Annotated in this window: 13 protein-coding genes; 5 read left to right on the forward strand and 8 right to left on the reverse strand. The window is 74.0% G+C overall.

The genetic code is table 11. The features are described from left to right. Window positions 1-106 precede the first annotated feature (106 nt). Genes DMB42_RS43090 through DMB42_RS43110 form a run of 5 tightly spaced genes read right to left on the reverse strand, consistent with a single transcriptional unit; the run spans window position 107 to window position 6,027 of the window. Window positions 107-1,402, reverse strand: a complete 1,296-nt coding sequence (locus DMB42_RS43090; RefSeq protein ID WP_125645285.1) for a phenylacetate--CoA ligase family protein — start codon at window positions 1,400-1,402, stop codon at window positions 107-109. Further along, the gene (locus tag DMB42_RS43095; protein ID WP_125645287.1) at window positions 1,399-2,610 is read right to left on the reverse strand and encodes a hypothetical protein; all 1,212 of its coding nucleotides are present in this window, start codon (window positions 2,608-2,610) and stop codon (window positions 1,399-1,401) included. Before DMB42_RS43095 ends, DMB42_RS43090 begins: the two co-directional genes overlap by 4 nt. Further along, window positions 2,607-3,890 carry a phenylacetate--CoA ligase family protein gene (locus DMB42_RS43100; protein ID WP_125645289.1) on the reverse strand — a complete coding sequence of 428 codons (1,284 nt, stop codon included), beginning with the start codon at window positions 3,888-3,890 and terminating at the stop codon, window positions 2,607-2,609. The genes DMB42_RS43095 and DMB42_RS43100 overlap by 4 nt, the downstream gene beginning before the upstream one ends. After that, window positions 3,887-5,089, reverse strand: coding sequence for an ATP-grasp domain-containing protein (locus DMB42_RS43105; protein ID WP_125645291.1), 1,203 nt, complete (start codon window positions 5,087-5,089; stop codon window positions 3,887-3,889). Before DMB42_RS43105 ends, DMB42_RS43100 begins: the two co-directional genes overlap by 4 nt. Continuing rightward, window positions 5,086-6,027: a glycosyltransferase family 2 protein gene (locus DMB42_RS43110; RefSeq protein WP_125645293.1), complete on the reverse strand. Its 942-nt coding sequence runs from the start codon at window positions 6,025-6,027 to the stop codon at window positions 5,086-5,088. Before DMB42_RS43110 ends, DMB42_RS43105 begins: the two co-directional genes overlap by 4 nt. 197 nt (window positions 6,028-6,224) lie before the next feature. Between DMB42_RS43110 and DMB42_RS43115 the strand changes: the two genes are divergently transcribed. The 5 genes from DMB42_RS43115 to DMB42_RS43135 all read left to right on the forward strand — a co-directional run bounded on the left by DMB42_RS43115 (window position 6,225) and on the right by DMB42_RS43135 (window position 12,434). Next, on the forward strand, window positions 6,225-8,021 hold the full coding sequence (locus DMB42_RS43115) for a carbamoyltransferase C-terminal domain-containing protein (protein WP_125645295.1): 1,797 nt from the start codon (window positions 6,225-6,227) through the stop codon (window positions 8,019-8,021). Continuing rightward, on the forward strand, window positions 8,018-8,653 hold the full coding sequence (locus DMB42_RS43120) for a hypothetical protein (protein ID WP_125645297.1): 636 nt from the start codon (window positions 8,018-8,020) through the stop codon (window positions 8,651-8,653). Before DMB42_RS43115 ends, DMB42_RS43120 begins: the two co-directional genes overlap by 4 nt. Next, window positions 8,650-9,798 (forward strand): UDP-galactopyranose mutase, encoded by a 1,149-nt coding sequence (gene glf, locus DMB42_RS43125; protein ID WP_125645299.1) that lies wholly within the window; start codon window positions 8,650-8,652, stop codon window positions 9,796-9,798. Before DMB42_RS43120 ends, glf begins: the two co-directional genes overlap by 4 nt. Before the next feature lie 66 nt (window positions 9,799-9,864). Further along, window positions 9,865-10,239: an effector-associated constant component EACC1 gene (locus DMB42_RS43130; RefSeq protein WP_125645301.1), complete on the forward strand. Its 375-nt coding sequence runs from the start codon at window positions 9,865-9,867 to the stop codon at window positions 10,237-10,239. Continuing rightward, window positions 10,236-12,434, forward strand: a complete 2,199-nt coding sequence (locus tag DMB42_RS43135; protein ID WP_125645303.1) for a caspase, EACC1-associated type — start codon at window positions 10,236-10,238, stop codon at window positions 12,432-12,434. The genes DMB42_RS43130 and DMB42_RS43135 overlap by 4 nt, the downstream gene beginning before the upstream one ends. A gap of 54 nt (window positions 12,435-12,488) precedes the next feature. Here the strand turns inward: DMB42_RS43135 and DMB42_RS43140 are convergent, their stop codons facing one another. The 3 genes from DMB42_RS43140 to DMB42_RS43150 are packed head-to-tail and all read right to left on the reverse strand — an operon-like array spanning window position 12,489 to window position 19,239. Next, a complete protein-coding gene (locus DMB42_RS43140; protein WP_125645304.1) occupies window positions 12,489-14,498 on the reverse strand; it encodes an SWIM zinc finger family protein in 2,010 nt (669 codons plus the stop codon). Beyond that, on the reverse strand, window positions 14,495-18,076 hold the full coding sequence (locus DMB42_RS43145; RefSeq protein ID WP_125645305.1) for a DUF5682 family protein: 3,582 nt from the start codon (window positions 18,074-18,076) through the stop codon (window positions 14,495-14,497). Before DMB42_RS43145 ends, DMB42_RS43140 begins: the two co-directional genes overlap by 4 nt. Beyond that, a complete protein-coding gene (locus DMB42_RS43150; protein ID WP_125645307.1) occupies window positions 18,073-19,239 on the reverse strand; it encodes an AAA family ATPase in 1,167 nt (388 codons plus the stop codon). The genes DMB42_RS43145 and DMB42_RS43150 overlap by 4 nt, the downstream gene beginning before the upstream one ends. Window positions 19,240-19,242 lie beyond the last annotated feature (3 nt).

Genomic DNA, 19,242 nt, shown 5'->3' on the forward strand with positions numbered 1-19,242 from the left:
GCGGAATTTTCCCAGGAATTCATTCCGAACGTGTCGGCGGCGAGCACGGCGGCGAAAATTCCGGAATCGTTTTGTGATCGGAAAGCGCCCTTATCGATCACCCGCGTCAGGCCGTGGCCTCCCGGACGATCTTCACCATCCGGACCTTGCCGTTGGCCTCCGGGGTGATCGAGTCCACCGTACGCGCGGTCACCTCGAAGTCCGTGGCCACGGCGGCCACGGCGTCACGGACCGTGACGGCCAGGTCGGCGGGGGCCGACGGCGAGGGCACCAGCAGGATCTCCACCGCGCCCGGCCGGTGCTGGAGCACCTGTACGCCGCGGATGCCCGCCGTCGGCATCACCGCCGGGTTGGTGAGGAAGTTGGCGTGCACCGTACGCCCGTCGGCGGCCACGACGCGGTCCTCGGTCCGGCCCTGGATGCGCCGGAGGATCGGGGTGTGGAACACGCGGCACGGGCAGTCGTCCGGCTCGATGAGCACGCGGTCGCCGAGCCGGTAGCGGATCAGCGGCATCGCCTCGGCGTGCAGCCGGGTCACCAGGATCTCGCCCTCGCCGTCCTCCAGCGACACGCTGCCGTCGTCGTGCAGCACCTCCACCACCACGTCCGCCGAGCGCAGGTGCATCGTGCCCTCGGTGCAGGTCCGGGCGATCGTGTACGCCTCCACCGAGGCGTACACCTCGTGGCCGCGCGCCCCGAAGTAGCCCAGCACGTCCGCGCGGGCCTCGGGGGTGAGCGTCTCCCCGGCGAAGATGACGGTGTGCACGCCGCGGTAGACGACCTTCCTGCGGCGCAGCTCGTCCACGAGGGTGGCGATGCAGCCGGGGAAGCCCCACAGGAACGTCGGCCGTCCGCTCAGGAACGCGTCGACCTGCTCGTCCAGGCTCCGGCTGGTGTTGACGTGGACGGTACGGGCCAGGCCGAGCCGCTGGAGCCGGTGCGGCCGGAACTCGCCCACCCGGAAGTAGCCGATCCGGTCCCAGGGGCGCAGGCCCGAGGCCAGCAGGTCCTGGAGGTAGGTGGCGCGCAGGTAGCCGAGGTCGCCCTCGGAGTAGAAGGGGCGGATGGGCACGCCGGAGGACCCGCTGGTGGGCGCCTCGCGGGTGTTGTCGGGGGTGAACCCGGTGGCCATCAGCTCGGCGGGCGGCAGGTCGCGCAGCGTCGCGCGGTCCAGCATCGGCAGGGCGGCCAGGTCGGCGGCGGTGGACAGCGCGGCCACGGCGTCGGCCGGGAGAACTCGGCGGTAGTACGGCACGTTGGCGTGCGCGTGGCGGACGAGCCCGGTCAGCAGCCGGTCCTGCACGGCCCGCAGCCGGACCGGGTCCATCCGGTCCCGCGAGCGCGCCAGGTACAGGTTCCGCACCACCGGCACCACCGGGATCGTGCTGGGCAAGCCCTTCATGAGGTCTCCTTCCTCAGCGTGGCCAGCATGACCCCGCCCTTGACCACCTCGCCCGCGCAGTACGCGAGCAGCGCGCCGAACGCCGCCGCGGCGGGCACCAGGAACCATCCGGCGGCGGCGACCACCGCGAACTGCAGGCACGCGGCCACCGCGGCCAGCCGCCGCCCACGGTCGTCGGTGTTCTCCACGAGCAGGAACGCGGGCAACACCGCCGCCGTCAGCACCGCCTCCACCAGCAGCGCCGCGCCGGTCGCCACCACGCCCCGCTGGCCGCCCGCCAGCAACACGGAGAGCACGACCACCGCCACGATCCCGGCCGGCACCGCGGGCGCCAGGATGCGGCGGGCCATCCGCCGGGCGCCGGCCTCGCCCATGCCCTCGATCCAGACCGCCACCCGCGGCTGGAGGATGCGCAGCAGGTACGACACCCCCATGACGACCACGGACAGCGCCACCGACCACACGTAGAAGACGCTGGTCTTCTGCGCGTCGTCCAGGTGCGCGAAGTACGCGAACGTCACCGAGGTGGCCGCGACGCTGGTCACCTCGCCGACGCTGAGCAGGGCCGCGGCCCGTACCGCCGGACGGTAGGCGCCCTTGCCGGGAGCAGCGGGGCGCCTGCGCAGCAGCCCGGCCGCCAGCACGCCGTTGAGCACGGCCAGCACGCCCACGTGGACGGCCAGCAGCCCGTTGGCCCCCATCCCCGTCCAGGCCACCAGCCCCACGCCGGACGCCTGCGCGACGGCGAGCGTCAGGTACGCGAACACGTCGGCCCGCGCCCGCCCGCGCAGCCGGTTCAGCGCCGCCATGACCGCGCAGCAGCCGAGCCCGCAGGCGTAGGCCGCGGCGGCGGCGTACCTGGCGGGCGCGCCGCCGGGATCGGCCGCCGCCAGGGCCAGCCACACCGGCACGGCCAGCGTGAACGGCGTGGCCGCCAGCAACATGAACAGCGGCCGCAGCCCCTGCCCGCCGCGCCGCGGCACCAGCGCGAGCGCCGCCTTCTCGATGCCGCTCGACGTCAGCGCGAGCAGCCAGCCCGACACGCCGTTGGCGGTGGCGTACAGGGCGAACTCGTCGGCGCCCCACATGCCGAGCAGGACCAGGTTGGCGGTCCACAGCGCGGCGCGGAACGCGCCGCGCCCGGCGAACAGGGCCGCCGTCACCGCCACCAGGCGGGGCGGTGGCCTGCGCCGCAGGCCCACGATCACTGCCGGGCCCGTGCCGACTCGACGAACCTGCCCTTGCCGCCCGGCGTCAGCGTGACCCGCTCGGCGCGTTCGAACCGCACCTCGACCGGGCCGCCCACCTGCCGGGCCAGCCCGCTCCGGTAGGCCGCGGCGACCTCCTCGAAGTCCCGGCCCTCCTCGGGGACCAGGTGCACGGTGACCTGCCCGCCGGCGTCCTGGCGGACCATGCTCTCGGCCACGCCCGGCGTCCACATGGCCAGCGACAGGAACGTGGCCGTGTAGACGCGGTGGCCGCCGGGGAAGGTGATGTAGTCGTCGGACCGGCCGCCGGTCACGCGCATGCGCATGAACCGGTTGCCGCACCCGCACTCCCCCGGCACGATCATGCCGCGGTCGCCCAGGCGGTAGCGGAGCAGCGGCATCGCGCGCTCCCTGAAGTGCGTCACCACGACCGCGCCGTCCTCGCCGTCGGGCACGGGTAAGCCGTCGTCGTCCACGATCTCCAGGCGGACGCGGTCCTCGTCCACGTGCATCGAGCCCCGGTCGCACTGGGTGGAGACCGTCAGCACCTCGTACGCCGAGTACTCGTCGTACACCGGGACGCCGAAGCCGTTCGCCAGCAGGTCGCGCACCTCGTCGGTGAGCAGTTCGGAGTCGGTCATGACCATGCGCAACGTGCGCCGCAGCCGGGCCAGGTCGGCGGGCCCGGCGTCGCGCTCCAGCCCGCGCAGCACCACCGGGTAGCCCATGATCAGGTGCGGGCGCACCTTCAGCACCTCGGCCAGGATCCTGTCGTCGCCCTGACCGGCGCCGATGACCGTACGCGGGAACAGGCCGAGCCGCTGGAACCAGCGCAGCGGGCGCGGGAACGGCTTGATGTGCGCGATCCGCCACCACGGCCGGTAGCCGGACAGCAGGAAGCGGCGGAAGACGGTCGCGCCGTGGTAGCCGTAGGCGGCCACGTCGTGCCGGACCTCCAGGACGCGGCCCGTGGTCCCGCTGGTACGGTCCAGCCGGTAGTCCTTCTCGGTCAGGCCGGGCACGTGGAAGCGGGACAGCTCGCCGTCCAGCACGGTGGCCTTGTCCAGGACCGGCAGCCGGGCCAGGTCGGCCAGGCTGTCCAGGGGCACGTCGTAGCGCGGGTCGGCGTAGTGGGGCACGTGCGCGCGGGCGAAGGCCAGCAGTTCGCGCAGGCCGTCGAGGGTGGTGCGGTCGGTCTCGGCGCGCGGGCGGCGGATGGCGCGGAAGGCGTCCACGACGTGCCGCACCTCCCGTACGGCGACGCCGAGTCCGTGGCTCACTGCACGTCCCCGATCTCGAACCGGAGCAGTGCGGCGGCCTCGTCCAGCTCGCCGGCCAGCGTGTCCCGGTCGGCGGCGGTGGCGGTCAGGTAACCCAGTTTGGCGCCGGCCCGCGTGTAGCGGTCCACGTGGTCGCCGGGGGCGGCGGCCAGCACCAGGTCGACGATCCCGGGCAGGCCCCTGACCTCGCCCTCGCCGTCCACCCGGATCAGCTTCCCGTCGCGTTCGGCGCCGAGCACGCGGACCGCGCCGTACCTGGCGGCGGTGGGGGTCAGGCGGGGCGTCTCGCCCATCGCCGAGAGCACGTACTGCTCGACCACGTCCACGCCGTGGACCAGGCCCAGCAGCTCGGCCAGGCCGTTGCCGCCCAGGCGGGCGCCCATCTCGACGAGGACGACCTCGCCCGTCCCGGTCACCAGCACGTCGGCGCTCAGCGGACCCTCGCGCAGCCCGGTCTCGGCGCAGACGGCGTCGAGCATCGGGCGTACGGCGTCGGTGATCGCGGCCTGGCCCGGCATGGTGTGCTGGACGGTGATGAACAGCGGCGGCGGGGTCAGCTCCCGTTCGGCCAGCCCGATCAGCGCCACCTTCCCGCCGATCACGAACGCCTCGGCCGTGTAGTGGGCGCCCTCCAGGTACTCCTCGGCCACGACCCGCCCGGACAGCGACCATTCCCTGGCCAGCCGTACGGCCTCGGGCAGCTCGTCCGGCGTGTGGCACAGCGACACGCCGCGGCTGCCGGAGGAGTCCACCGGCTTGACCATGAGCGGGAAGTCCAGGTCGAGGGCGTCCCGCAGGACCTCCTCCTCGGGGCCGCTCACGTGCCGGGGGCCGGGCAGGCCGAGCCGGGCGCACATCGCGCGGAACCAGCCCTTGTCGACCGAGCCGCGTACGGCGCCCTCCGACAGACCGCAGGGCAGGCCGAGCCGTTCGGCGAGGGCGAGCTGCGAGGGCAGGTTGACGTCGCTGGCCGGGGACACCACGCCGGCCAGGTCGGCCCGCTCGGCCAGTGCCCGCGCGACCCGCGGCACGTCCCGGGTGCTGAGGTCGAGGAACTCGTCGGCGTGCGCGACGCCGGGGGCGTCGGCCCGCATGTCCACGCAGATCGTGCGCACGCCGAGGCGGGCCGCCGCGCGGATGGTGCTGATGGCGCCGTCCGCGCCGCCGAGGACCGCCAGGGTGCGGCGGGCGCCGGTCATGAGATCCTCCCGGCGAGCAGGTCCATGGAGTCGACCGGCACGTTGGCCTCCCGTACGAGGAACAGCGGCGGACGGGCCTGACCGCGAGAGATGTGCAGAAGTGTGCGGGCGACCATGGCCAGCCCGAACAGGGCGGCGGCCAGCGCCAGCCCGAACAGCGCCGTGCTGCCGGTGAGCCCGGCCAGCAGCGCCACGGGCAGGCCGATCAGGCCCGCCCACACCGCGGCCGAGATCGGCCGCGACGAGAAACCGAAGAACAGGTCGAGGGAGTGCCTGGCCAGTCCGCGCACGGTCACCTTGGACGAGCCGTGCGCCCGCGGCCGGTGCGCGGTCGGCACGGTCGTCCAGGCCCGCGTCAGGCGCGGCAGCGTGGCCAGGAAGTACGGTGTGCCGAGCCGCAGGTCCACGATCCGGCGCGCGATCTCCGTACGGACCAGCCGGAACGTCGTCGCGCGCGGCGGGATCTCGATGCCCAGCAGCCGCCGGGCCAGCCAGTCGTGCACGATCGAGGCGGTCCGGCGCGGCCACGGGTCCTTGCGGTCCACCCGGATGCCGAACACCGCGTCGTACCCGTCGGCCGCCCGCTCGATCAGCAGCTTGGCCTCGGCGGGCGGGAACTGCAGGTCGGCGTCCAGGTGCAGCACCCAGGGGTTGCGGGCGTACCGGTAGCCGGCCGAGAAGGCGGCCTCGACGCCGAAGTTCCTGGAGAACGACAGGAACGACACCCGATCGTCACTCTCGGCGATCACGCGAATGCGCGCCAGCGTCTCGTCCGTACTGCCGTCGTCGACGAAGAGGATTTCGAGATCTGCCTGGTCACCCAGCGCGTCGGCGATTTCGCGATACGTGTCAGGGATGTTGTCGGCCTCGTTCAGGCACGGAACGACCACGGTGAGTGCCAGGCCGTCCGGCGGAACTGGAAGCGGGTGTTCATTCATGGAACGGTCTTCACCACGTGCATCATCCCCGGTTCACCCCGTACGGGCCCGGGCATTCCCACCCGGCTACGACCCCGGTTGCGGAATATATCCGGACGTGTCAGAAGAAAGATAGGTATTGATTTGATTCCGGGCGGTTTGTTAGGAAAGATCCTCACGCGGGGCCGCTGGGTCATGCGCATTGTCAGGGGGCATTCATGTTTGTGCTCGGCATCAGCCAGGTCCACGACTCGGCGGCGGCCCTGGTGGCCGACGGGACGATCGTGGCCTTCGCCGAGGAGGAGCGGTTCACCATGGTCAAGCACGACGGCCGGTTTCCCGCGCAGGCCGTGCGCTACTGCCTGGAGGAGGCCGGCATCACGCTGGCGGACGTGGACCACGTCGCCTACTACTGGCAGGCGCCACGTGAGACGATGCACGCCCTGAGCCACTTCGTCCGGCACTTGCCGGAGACGCTGGCCGTCTTCCGCAACGACGCCGGCGACTACGGCGACAAGGCCAGCGGCCTGCTGGACACGCTCTCCGACCAGAAGGGCCAGGCCCACCCCGACGACTACAACGTCGGCGGCGCGCTGCTGCTGCACCTGCGGCGCGGGTTCACGCTGGAGACGATCCTGCGCGAGTCGCAGGGGTTCAGTGGCCGGACGAAGTTCAAGGTCCACCTGATGGACCACCACCGGGCCCACGCCGCCAGCGCCTTCTTCATCTCGCCGTACCAGGAGTCGGCGATCATCACCTGGGACGGCATCGGCAGCGACGGCACCTCCACCTACCTCGGGCTGGGCAAGGGCGGCCGGATCCACGACATCCGCCGGGTGAAGTTCCCGCACTCGCTGGGCGCCATGTACGCCGGCGTGACCGGCTACCTCGGCTTCAACCCCACCAGGGACGAAGGCAAGGTCATGGGCCTGGCCGCGTACGGCACCGACCGGTACGTGGACGACTTCGCCGACCTGGTCCGCTTCGGCCCCGACGGCTACTTCGAGCTGGACCTGAGCTGGTTCCGCCACCACGCCACCGGCAAGCACCAGATGTCGCCCAAGTTCCTGGAACGCTTCGGCCCGGCCAGGCCGCGCGAGCGCGCCACCCCCTCCCAGCACTACGCCGACGTCGCGTACGCGCTGCAGGCCACGCTGGAGCGCACCGGCCTGCACGTCGCGCGCTGGCTCCAGGCCAAGACCGGGCAGACCCGGCTGGTCACCGCCGGCGGCGTCGCGCTGAACAGCGTCATGAACGGCCGCATCCTGCTGGAGACGCCGTTCGAGGACTTCTTCGCCCAGCCCGCCGCCGCCGACGACGGCTCCGCCCTGGGCTCGGCGCTGCTGCTCGGCGTGGAGAAGCTCGGCATGCGCCGCCCGCGCGACCAGGAGTACATCTTCCTCGGCCCGCAGTTCTCCGAGGAGGAGATGGAGAAGGCGCTCAAGGACGCCGGCCTGGAGTACCGGCGTACCGACGACATCAACGACACGACGGCGCAGGCGCTGGCGGACGGCAAGATCGTCGGCTGGTTCCAGGGCCGCATGGAGTGCGGGCCGCGCGCGCTCGGCAACCGCTCGATCCTGGCCGACCCGCGCCGGGCCGACGCCAAGGACCGGCTCAACGAGAAGGTCAAGCACCGCGAGCCGTTCCGCCCCTTCGCGCCCTCCTGCCTGGCCGAACGCTCCGGCGAGTACTTCGCCAGCGGCTACCCCTCGCCCGTCATGCTGCTCGTGTTCGACGTGCTGGAGCACCAGCGGGACAAGGTGCCGGCGATCACGCACGAGGACGGCACCGCCCGCGTCCAGACGGTCACGGCCGCCGACAACCCGCGTTACCACGCGATGATCTCGCGCTTCGCGGAGCTGACCGGCGTGCCCATGGTGGTCAACACCTCGTTCAACGACAACGAGGAGCCCATCGTGTGCACCCCGGAGGACGCCGTGCGCTGCTACCTCAAGACCGACATGGACGCCCTGTCCCTGGGACCGTTCTTCACGGAGAAGGCTGTTCGTTGAGGCGATGGTTGTGGCTGGCGCCCGCCGTACTGGGCGCCGCGGCGGCCACTCTGATCATGGTGATCCTGCCGGCGGACCGTACGCTGGACAACCCGCTCGAAGTCCTGTGGAAGGTCAGCCCGCTGGTGTTCGCGGTGCTGGCCGTGGCCGGGTTCCCGCGGCGGCCCGGCCTCGGGATGGCCCTGGTCTGCGTGCTGGTCGTCGGCTACATGGGAGTGCTCGACACCGTCAACGTGCTGCACATCTTCTCCTACGCCGAGTCCGCCGACCAGAAGGCCGCCTTCCCCGAGCTCTACCAGTTCATGATCTTCATGAACTCGTTCACCGTGCTGGCCGCGCTGTTCGCCTACCGGCTGGGCGGGGCGCGCTCGGACCGCGTGCTGAAGGTCGGCATCGCCAGCATCCTGATCGTCATCTCCGGGCTGAACGACCTGGGCATGTGGCTGCTCGGCGACTGGCCCGACGGCCGGCCGGCCATCCTGACCTGGGCCTCGCACATCGCGGTGTTCGTCGGCGGGCCGCCCAGCGTGGCCGTGGCGGTGACGTTCTGCGTCGTGCACTTCGTCCTGGCCGGGATCGTGCTGGCGCTGCCCGTGCGGCGATGGCTCGACCGGCTGGTCCCCGCCGCATGAACGCCGACTTGGTCGTCGTCGGCTCGGGCCTGTTCGGGCTCACCGTGGCCGAGCGGTGCGCGAACGAGCTGGGACTGCGCGTGCTGGTGCTGGAGCGCCGCGACCACATCGGCGGCAACGCCTACAGCGAGCCCGAGCCGCAGACCGGCATCGAGGTCCACCGGTACGGCTCGCACCTGTTCCACACCGCCAACGCCCGCGTGTGGGAGTACGTCAACCGGTTCACGTCGTTCACGCCGTACCAGCACCGGGTGTACTCCGTACACAAGGGGCAGGTCTACCCGATGCCCATCAACCTGGGCACGATCTGCGCCTTCTTCGGCCGCCACCTCAGCCCGGACGAGGCCCGCGACCTGGTGGCCCGGCACGCCGCCGAGGTCACCCAGGCCGGCAACCTGGAGGAGAAGGCGATCTCGCTGATCGGGCGGCCGCTGTACGAGGCGTTCATCCGCGGCTACACCGCCAAGCAGTGGCAGACGGCCCCGGCCGAGCTGCCCGCCGAGATCATCGGCCGGCTGCCGGTGCGGTACACCTTCGACGGGCGTTACTTCGACGACCCGTACCAGGGGTTACCCACCGACGGCTACGCCGCGTGGCTGGAACGCATGGCCGACCATCCCAACATCGAGATCCGGCTCGGCGCCGACTTCTTCGACCTGCGGGAGAGCCTGGCCGGGGCGGTGCCCGTCGTCTACACCGGCCCCCTGGACCGCTACTTCGGGTACGCCGAGGGCGAGCTCGGCTGGCGCACGCTCGACTTCGAGACCTCCGTGCTGCCGACCGGCGACTTCCAGGGCACGTCGGTGATCAACTACGCCGACGAGGACCTGCCGTGGACGCGCATCCACGAGTTCCGCCACCTGCACCCGGAACGCACCTGGTACCCGGACGACGCCACGGTCATCATGCGCGAGTTCTCCCGTTTCGCGGGCCGCTCCGACGAGCCGTACTACCCGATCAACACCCCCCACGACCGTGCCCGGCTGCGCCGCTACCGGGACCTGGCCAAGGGCGAGCGGGACGTGTGGTTCGGCGGCCGTCTGGGCACCTACCAGTACCTCGACATGCACATGGCCATCGCCGCCGCCCTCACCCTGTACGAGAACCGCCTGCGCGCCCGGTTCGCGGCCCGCGTGCCGGAGTAGGGGCGGCCCCGGGCGGATGAAAAATGTCGGTTGTGCCGGAACCAGGGGGAAGGCCACACTTCTGGCATGCAGGTAACCGTGCGCCTCGACGGAGAGGCGCCGACCGCCCCCGCCCTCTCCTCGCTGGAACGGCAGCTCCGCGGCGACAGCGCCTTGCGCGGCGCGGAGATCAGGCCCCTGTCCGGCCCGCCCGAGCCCGGGACCATGAACGGCACGGTCGACGCCCTCATGGTCGCCGTCTCGGCCGAGTCCGGCGGGCTCGGCGTCTCGATCGTCCAGGCGGTGGCCGGCTGGCTCAGGACGCAGCGCCACAGCTTCACGGTCAAGGTCAGCCACGGCGAGCGCACGCTTGAGCTCACCGTGGACGCGGCCAAGGACCCCGAGAAGGTGATGGAGGTCGCCCGGCGGCTGGCCGAGATGCTCGAACCCCCCGCCTCATGACCGCCTGGCCCGACCCGGCGCGCTGCCGGGCCGTCCTCATCGGCACGACGACGTACACCGACCAGGTCATGTGGCCCGCCCTGCCGGCGGTGCGGGCCAACGTCACGGATCTGGGCGAGGTGCTCACCAGCCCGCGTTCGTGGCACCTGAGTCGCGACCACTGCGCGCGGCTCATCGACCCGGCCAGCTCCGACCACGTCCTCGACCTCATCCACGACGCGGCCACCGAGGCCGCCGACACGGTCTTCATCTACTACTCCGGCCACGGCGAGAAGACCGAGAACGACCTGCTGCTGCCCATCGCCACCACCCGGCCCGACCGGCTGCGGATCGGCGGCGTGCGGTTCTCGGTCATCCGGGAGATCATCCGCGAGCGCCGGGCTCCACGCGCCGTGGTCGTGCTCGACTGCTGCTACAGCGGCATGGCCCACGGGATGAGCGGCGCGGCCCTGCGCGGGCTGATCGACACCACCAGCGCATACGTCCTGACGTCCTCGGCCAGGGACACCCTGTCGCTCGCGCCGCCGGGCGAGCAGCGGACGGCCTTCACCGGCGAACTGCTCAAGATCCTCCAGGAGGGCGTCCCCGCCGGCCCCGCCGACCTGTCCATCGGCGACGTCACCCGCGCGCTGCGCTACCGGCTGCTCGACCGGCGGCTGCCGCTGCCCGAGTACAGCCAGGCCGGCGCGGCGGACGAACTGCCGCTCATACGCAACAGGCCGGTGCCGGGGCGCACCCGGCCCGAGCCGGCCCGGCCGGACATCCGCCCGGCCGGCGCGGCCCGCGGGACGGGCCGGGCGGCCGGCATCTGCTTCGGCACGGCCAACTCCGTCATCACCGTCATCGAGAACGGCGAGCCCACCGTCGTCCCCAGCGCCGAGGGTTCCCCGTCCATGCCGTCCGTGGTGACCTTCGCCAAGAACGGCGAGGTCCTGGTGGGTGAGCTCGCCAAGCGGCAACTCGTCACCAACAGCGAGCGCACGGTCCAGGGGGTCGCCGGCAAGCTGGGCACCGACTGGTCGCTGCGGATCGACGGGACGACGTACTCGGCGCAGCAGGTCAGCGCGTTCGTGTTGCGCAGGCTGAAGGAGAACGCCGAGGCGCACCTGGGCGAGCCGGTCACCGACGCGGTGATCACCGTTCCGGCCTTCTTCGACGACGCCCAGCGCCAGGCCACCACGGAGGCCGGCGCGCTGGCCGGGCTCAACGTGCTGCGCCTGATCAACGAGCCGACCGCGGCGGCCCTGGCGTACGGGCTCGACGAGGAGCCGGACCGCTCGGCCCTGGTCTTCGACCTCGGCGGCAGCAGCCTCGACGTGTCCGTCCTCTACATCGGCGACGGTTTCGTCGAGGTCCGGGCGACCCACGGCGACACCGGGCTCGGCGGCGAGGACTGGGACCGGCGGATCGTGGAGGAGCTGGTCAGGCGGTTCAAGAAGACCACCGGCGTCGATCTGACCAAGGACCGGATGGCGCTCCAGCGGCTGACCGAGGCCGCGGAGCGGGTCAAGATCACCCTGACCGGCGCGCGGGACGCGCGCGTCGACCTGCCCTACATCACCGCCGGCAAGGAGGGCCCCCTCCACCTCGAGACGACGCTGACCCGCAAGGAGTTCCGGGCCCTGACCGCCGACCTGCTCGACCGGATCAGGGCGCCGTTCCTGTCGGCCGTCGGGGACGCCGGTCTCAGGATCTCCGACCTCGCGTACGTGGTGCTGGCCGGGGGCGCGAGCCGGATGCCCGCCGTGTCGGCGCTGGTCAAGGAGCTGTCCGGCGGCAGGACGCCCCTCACCCGCCTCGGCCCGGCGGAGGCCGCCTCCATCGGCGCGGCGCGGCAGGCCGGCTTGCTCAAGGCCGACGTGACGCCGATGACGCTCGGCCTCCAGGGCAAGGGCGGCGTCCTGCGCAAGGTCATCGAACGCGACGTGCCGGTCCCCGTCGAGCGCACGGTCACGTTCACCACGACCGCCGACGGCCAGTCGTCGTTGCGGATCCGGGTCTACGAGGGCGAGCAGCCGACCGCAGCGCTCAACGCCGTCCTGGGGACGTACACGGTGAGCGGCATCACCGCCGCGCCGCGCGGCGAGCCGCGGATCGAGGTCACGTTCGGCCTGGACGCCGACCTGGCCTTCACGGTCTCGGCGCGGGAGGCGGCGACCGGCCGGCGGCTCACGGTGACCCAACAGCCCACCTGACCCCGCGTCGCGTTCGGGGACGGGCCGCGCGCGGGCGGCCCGTCCCCGGTCCCGCTAGGGGGCGGCCTGCCAGGACGTGCGGACGAGGGCGCGTTCGGTGGCGGCCAGGTGGGTGGCCGCCGCGAGCCAGGCCCGCGCGTACCCGTCCGGTCCGGAGTCGGTCAGCCGGCCGAACACGTCGCGTTCGCGCCGGTCGGCCTCGTCGGCCAGCGCGACGGTCAGGTCGGCCGCCGTACGGAACCCGGCGCCGCGCAGTGACCCGGCCTGGCGGCGGGCGTCGCCGCCGCGCGCGGACTCGGCGACCGCCCTGCGCCCGCCGGAGACGGCCAGCTCGACCAGCCGCCGTACCCGCCAGAGCGGCGCGGCCTCCAGCGGGTCCACGTCGTCGTACGCGTGCGCACCGGGCGGCGGGCAGGCGTCGGCGGGCGGGAGGTGCGAGCCCTGGAGGCGGTCGTAGCCGAGGTCGGCCCGGTCCCGCCACTCGGGGGGCAGCCTCAGCGTGGCCTCCTCGCCCGCGACCGGGCCCACCGCGAGCGGGACCAGCGTCGCGGCCCGATCGGGCTCGACCCTGGCCACCACCCGTACGCGCAGGCCGGGCCGCGAGGCCAGCCGCCGCAGGTTCTCGACGTGCGCGAGATCGGGATGCCGGTTGGCGGGGACCAGCCGGATCAGCGGCCCTTCCTCCCGGACCGCCGGGCCTCCCTGCCCTTCCTCCCGGACCGCCGGGCCTCCCTGCCCTTCGTCCGGCGCGCCTTCGTCCTGCGCGCCTCCGTTTTGAGGCGCGCGGTCTCCTGTCGGCAGGAGCTCGCGGGCGAGTACGTGGTCGCCCGCCGCGCCGACGATCACCAGGTCGCAGCCCACCGGCTCCCTGACCTGCTCGGCCGACTCCTCCTCGCTCCACGCCCCCGCCGACAACCGCTCCCCTGCCGCCTCGCTCAGCGGACGGGCGAACAGCGTGCCGAGCGGCCCGTCCGTCCAGGCCAGGCCCGCGACCGGGGTGGCCCGTACGCCCTTGCCCGCGCCGAGGCGGCCGTCCGGGGACACGGTCGCGCCCGCGATCAGCAGGCCGCCCCGGGCCAGGTGGGCGTGGCTCATCATGGCCGCGCCGATGGCGACCGTCGCGGTGGCCGCACCCCGGGCGCGGGCGGGGCCGCCGGGTTTGACGTCGGCCACGGAGAACCAGCGTCCGTCCTCGGTGACGAGGTGGGTGACCACGCCGCCGTAGCCGGTGCTGCTGATCACGGGCTCGCGGAAGACGCCGTAGACCTTGAGACCGCCGTTCGGGCTGTAGCCGCGCCGTACAGTGCCGACCAGCGCGGGGTCGGGATCGGAGGCCGCCAGCCGGCCCACGGTGAGCAGCAGCTCACGCAGGGCCGACACCAGGTCGGCCAGGCGGTGGCCGTCGTACCGGGCACGGGCCGCGCGCAGCCCGCGGACCACCCGCAGCGTGGCGGCCTCGGCCTTGGGCAACCCGGCCAGGCGGGCGGTGTGCGCGGCCCGCAGCAACTCCGCCTGCGGCACCGCGCCGGCCCCGGGCACGCCCGCGGACAACACCGCGGCCGCCGCCCGCCACAACCCACCGGCCGCCGCCACCTGCGCGGCCCCCGGCACCGCGCCGGACTGCGCGACTTCCGGCACCGCACCGGCCGGTGCCGGCTCGGGTGTCCGCTCGTCCGTGGCGGCGGCTTGTGGGTCCGCGGGCGGTGGTGGCGTTCGTACGGGGGTGGTCACCTCGGTCTCCGGCAGGTCGCCGGAGGGTGGCGCGGGGTCGGCCAGCGGGCAGGCGGTGAGCAGGGCCGCGCGGTGCAGGCAGCGGGGCGCGAGGAGGCAGGAGCAGCGTGTCTGCCCCTCCTCCTCGATCGCCCCCGACGACCCCGGCGAGAGCGTGACCACCGCGTCCTCGCCGCACGTGATCACCAGGTCCGTCCCGTCGGCCACCCGGTCGAGGGCCGCGTACTGGTCGACGGCCGCGTCCAGCTTCTTGCGCAACCTGCTGGTCAGGCCGTCGACGGCGGCGGCCACCACGTGCGGCGCGGCGGGCGGGAGCGTTGCTGAGGTGTTCACCGGACTTCTCCCCGGAGGCGGTCGCCCACCCAGCGGGCGAGGGCGAGCGGGCTGAGCGCGGCGACGGGCATCCCGGCCGCGACGAGCTGCTGGGCGATGGGCAGCGAGTAGCGGGGCACGCCCTGGTCGTCGAGCGCCGCGCAGCCCATCAGGTGTACGCCGGACCCGGCGAGCGAACGCACCTCCGCGAGCAGGCCGCCCACGGGGTAACCCTCCTCGAAGTCGCTGACGACGACCACGAGCGTACGGCTCGGCACGGTCACCAGCGTCCGGGCGTGCGCGAGCCCGGCGGCGATGTGCGTACCGCCGCCGACCCGCACTTCGAGCAGGAGGGACAGCGGGTCGTCCACCCTGTCGGTCAGGTCGATCACCTTCGTGGAGAACGTCAGGAAGTGCGTCGAGAGCGTCGGCACACCCGCGAGGACGGCGGCGGTCAGCGCGGACCAGATGACCGAGGCCTCCATCGACCCCGACACGTCCACCACGAGGATCAGCCGCCAGTCGGCCTCCTTCCTGGAGCGCGTGCTGAACACCGGCCGTTCCGGCACCACCACGAGCGACCCGTCGTCGAGGCGGCGGGTGTGGGCCAGGTTGGCGCGCAGCGTGCGCGGCAGGTCGAGCCGGCCGCCCGGACGCCTGGTCGGGCGCGGGTTGGCCAGGCCCGTCAGCGCGGGTCTCAGCCGGGTCGCCAGCTCGCGGGTCAGCTCGGCCACCAGGCGGCGGACGAGCGGCCTGAGCCTGGCGACCTGCTGCTCGGGCAGCCCGCCGGCCAGGGACAACACCGAGGTCAGCAGCTCGACCGAGGGGCGTACGGCGTCGGGGTCCAGCTCGGACAGCACGTCGTGCCGTCCCGCGTCGGCGGCCCTGGCCAGCACCTCCTCGCGTACGTCGCCGCCGAACAGGGACTCCAGCTCGTCCGCCCATTCGCGGGCGGTCGGGAACGGCTCGCCCTGGCCGCCGGTGTCGCCCTGCTCGAAGTCGTCGGCGCCCTCGCCGCGTCCCGTGCCGTAGAGCTCGTCCAGGGCGCGGGCGTACGGGCGGGCGCCGGCGGGCAGCCGTTCGTGCTCCCGGCCGAGCAGCAACCGCCAGCGGTCGGCCGGCCCGATGAGCGGCTCCCTCGGCCCGGACCCGGGAACACCATCCGCGGAAGGGACCACGGTGTCGGACGGGGAGGGGTTGAGGGGGGTGGACGGGGTCTGGAGGCCGAGGGTCCGGAGGGCGGCGAGGCCCGCCAGGTCGGCGGCGGTCCAGGCGGCCAGCAGGTCGGGCGGCGCGCCCAGCGCCAGGTCGGGCCGGTCGCCCAGCCGTTCCGACACCGCCGCCAGCACCCGGCCGCGCGCCGCCGGGGCGAGCGTGTCGAACCCGCCGCGCAACGCCGGCAGCCGGTCCAGGAACTCCTTGTCCGCCAGCTCGTCCACCCGGTCCATCAGCGGGCCGAGCGCGGCGGGCGCGGTCTGGAGCAGCGGTCCGGCGGCCGTGAGCACGCCGGTCAGCAGCAGGCTCAGGCGGCGGCGGCCGTCCGGGGTGGTGGCGGCGTCGATCCACCCGGCGGCCCGCGCGCCCAGGAGGCCGGGGCCGTCCAGGTCGAGCAGTACACGGGCGGCCAGCGCGGCCCCCTGGACCAGCGGCGCGCCGGTACGCGCGAGCGCGCCCAGGGCGTCGTCCATCCGCAACCCCAGCCGGTCCTCGCCGGCCCGCGTGGCGAGCTCGACCAGCGCGACCGCGTCCTCGGGCCGGTCGCTGCCGGCGAGTCCGGGCAGCGCGCGGACCGCGGCCTCCAGCAGCGTGACCGTCAGCTCGCCGGCCTGCTCGCGCCCTTCGGGCGTGGTGCCGGGCAGGTGCTCGCGGCGCAGCGCCTCCATGAGGTCGAGGGCGTCCAGCAGTTCGGGGAGGGTGGCGGTGGCGGGCAGCGTGACGGCGGCGTCCTCCAGCCGTACCGCGACCAGCTCCGGCAGGTCGCAGCGGGCGGCGGCGCGCAGCCCGTCGAGGATCGTGCGGCAGGTGGGCCCGCCGTCCGCGGACTCGCGCCGGTACGCCTCCCGCAACGTCCCCGCCGCCGCCTGGGCCGCGGTCACGCCCCGGACGCCCGCCAGGTCCAGCAGCGCCGGGACTGCCGGGGTCCAGGACAGGCGCCACTTGGTGCTGAGCGCGGTGCCGTCGCCGGTGCCCGCGACCTGGATCGGCTCGCCGTAGCCGACGCCGCACACGTGCAGCCGGCGCAGCAGCACCTCGCGGCGCGCGTCCAGCTCGGAGCGGAGCGGGTCGAGGCGTACCTCGCGGGGGTCGGGGTCGTCCGGGCAGGGCAGCCTGAGCGCGGCGAGCTCCTCCTCGACGGCGGGGCCGAGGCCGGAGCGCGGGGTGCCGGGGGCGGTGCGGCCCCTGGCCGTCCCGACGAACACCGCGTCGAGCGCCTTGGCCAGCGCCCGTCCGCGTCCCAGGGGTTCACCCTGGCCGAGTACGGTCGTGACCGCCTCCAGCAGCTCGCCGCGGCCGGGGGCGGGCAGCCCGCGCAGGCGGGCCAGGTCGCACGCCAGGCGCAGCGTCTCGACGGCCTCGCCGGTGCCGGCGGTGTGCCCGGCGGCCCGCAGCTCCCTGCACAGGTCGGTGATCGACCGCGCGGCGCCGTCCCTGACCCGGTCCGGTACGCCGCCCGCCTCGAACACCGCCTGCTGCCAGCGCGGGTCCCGGATGCCGGCCGGGTAGCCGGACCGGGAGTCGAGCAGGTCGAAGGCGTACGGGACCAGCGAGGTGACCACGTCGGACGCGGCGGGCACCGCCGTGGCGGCCTCGGCGGTGTCCGCGTCGGCGAGCAGGGCGGGGGCGTGGAAGGCGCCGATCACGGCGGCGACCCGGCGGCCACCGGCCGCGGCGGCGGCCACGACGCGCCGCATGTGCGCCTCGCGTGCCAGGTCCCTGGCCTGGACGCCGCCACCGGTCACCGCGTCGCGCCGCAACGCCCAGCCGACGCCGAGGGCGGCCCGGCGTACGGACTCGGGCTCGCAACCCGGCGCCAGCACCTCCACGGCCCGGTCCCACATGTCATCACCCGCCCGCCCGGTGCCCGAGGCGGCCAGCGCGTCGGCGAACCGGCGCACCTCCAAGGCGGGCCGGTCGGCCTCACCGGCCTCACCTGCGGGATCGGTGGGGGTGTGCCAGGCCGGGTCCGGCAGCGGGAGGTCGCAGCACAACACCTCCACCCCGCGTTTGAACGCCCACCGGATCGCCACCAGCTCCGGCGAGAAGTCGGCGAACGGGTAGAAGCCGAGCCCGCCCGGCCCGTTCCCGGCCAGGGCGACCGGGGCGAGGGTGGCGGGGTCGGCCAGGTGCGGCAACCACGGCTGGAAGTCGGCCGGCAGCTCGACGCACACCGCATCAGGATCGGCCGCGTCCAGCAGCTCGGGCAGCACCGCCGCGAGGGCCGGGCTGTGGTGGCGCACCCCCAGCAGGTACGGCCGGGTGGCCGCGGCCAGCGCCGCCACCGCCCGCCGGGGGTCGCCCGTGCCGGAACCGGCCGGCTGATCCGGCTCATCCGGCTCAGGGCCGGCCGGATCGGGCGAGGTGAGGGGGTGGGCGGTCAACGCAGGCTCTCCCGGAGATCCCAGAGGCGGCGCCACATGGCGGAGCCGTCCTCGGCGCGGCGCCGCACCGGACCGTCCCAGTAGCCGAGCAGCCGCCCGTGGTCGGCCGGGTCGTCCTTGCGTACGACGCCCAGCAGGTGACCGGGCACCAGGTCCAGGACGTCACCACTCGGCAGGTACGCGGCGGCCACGCCGAGCGAGGCGGCCACCTGCACGGCCTCGGCCGTGGACATCACGGTGCCCGGCCGCTCCACGTCCCAGCCCTCCCCGGACCGCCCGGTACGCAGGTCGCGGAAGACCGTGACCAGCGCTTCGAGCACCGCGTCGTCCACGGCGAACCCGGCCCCGGCCCGCTGGACGACCGCCGTGGCCTGCCGCCGGACCAGGGACGTCTCGGCCGCGGCGTCGGAGATGGGATCGACGGTCTCGAAGTTGAAGCGCCGCTTGAGCGCGGCCGACATCTCCGACACGCCGCGGTCGCGCAGGTTGGCCGTGGCGATCACGGTGAACCCGGGCACGGCGGCCACCTGCGCCTCGTCGGTCCCGGCCAGCTCGGGGACGCTGACCCGCCGGTCGGACAGGATCGACACCAGGGCGTCCTGCACCTCGGGCAGGCAGCGGGTGATCTCCTCGATCCTGGCCACCCGCCCGGACCGCATGGCGGTCAGCACCGGCGAGTCCACCAGCGCGGCCCGGCTCGGCCCCTGGGCCAGCAGCAGCGCGTAGTTCCAGCCGTAGCGGAAGGCGTCCTCGGTGGTGCCGGCGGTGCCCTGGACGGTGAGCGCGCTGGTGCCGCAGACGGCGGCGGCCAGCAGTTCCGACAACATCGACTTGGCCGTGCCGGGCTCGCCGACCAGGAGCAGGCCGCGCTCGCCGGCGAGCGTCACGACACACCGTTCGACCAGGGCGCGTTCGCCGACGAACTTGGGCGCGACGCGCAGCTTGGACGGCAGGTCGTCGCGGGCGGGCAGGGAGCCGGCGGGCAGGCTGAGGGTCTCCTCGCCGCTGCCGCAGATGAAGGTCACGACGGCGCGCGGCGTCAGCAGCCAGCCGGGCGGGCGCGGGCCGTCGTCGTGGACGGCGAGGAAGGCCAGTTCGGTGGCGTACCGCTGCTCGGCGGAGACCACCTGCGTGGCGGAGGTCGCCTCGTCGGTGAGGGTCATGGG

This window comes from Nonomuraea sp. WAC 01424 (assembly GCF_003947315.1).
GTDB lineage: Bacteria > Actinomycetota > Actinomycetes > Streptosporangiales > Streptosporangiaceae > Nonomuraea > Nonomuraea spiralis.

Coding starts and splice junctions, on each gene's coding strand:
- glf (WP_125645299.1), top strand. CDS start 8,650: ATGAACGCCGACTTGGTCGTCGTCGGCTCGGGCCTGTTCGGGCTCACC.
- DMB42_RS43110 (WP_125645293.1), bottom strand. CDS start 6,027: ATGAATGAACACCCGCTTCCAGTTCCGCCGGACGGCCTGGCACTCACC.
- DMB42_RS43135 (WP_125645303.1), top strand. CDS start 10,236: ATGACCGCCTGGCCCGACCCGGCGCGCTGCCGGGCCGTCCTCATCGGC.
- DMB42_RS43130 (WP_125645301.1), top strand. CDS start 9,865: ATGCAGGTAACCGTGCGCCTCGACGGAGAGGCGCCGACCGCCCCCGCC.
- DMB42_RS43150 (WP_125645307.1), bottom strand. CDS start 19,239: ATGACCCTCACCGACGAGGCGACCTCCGCCACGCAGGTGGTCTCCGCC.
- DMB42_RS43090 (WP_125645285.1), bottom strand. CDS start 1,402: ATGAAGGGCTTGCCCAGCACGATCCCGGTGGTGCCGGTGGTGCGGAAC.
- DMB42_RS43115 (WP_125645295.1), top strand. CDS start 6,225: ATGTTTGTGCTCGGCATCAGCCAGGTCCACGACTCGGCGGCGGCCCTG.
- DMB42_RS43105 (WP_125645291.1), bottom strand. CDS start 5,089: ATGACCGGCGCCCGCCGCACCCTGGCGGTCCTCGGCGGCGCGGACGGC.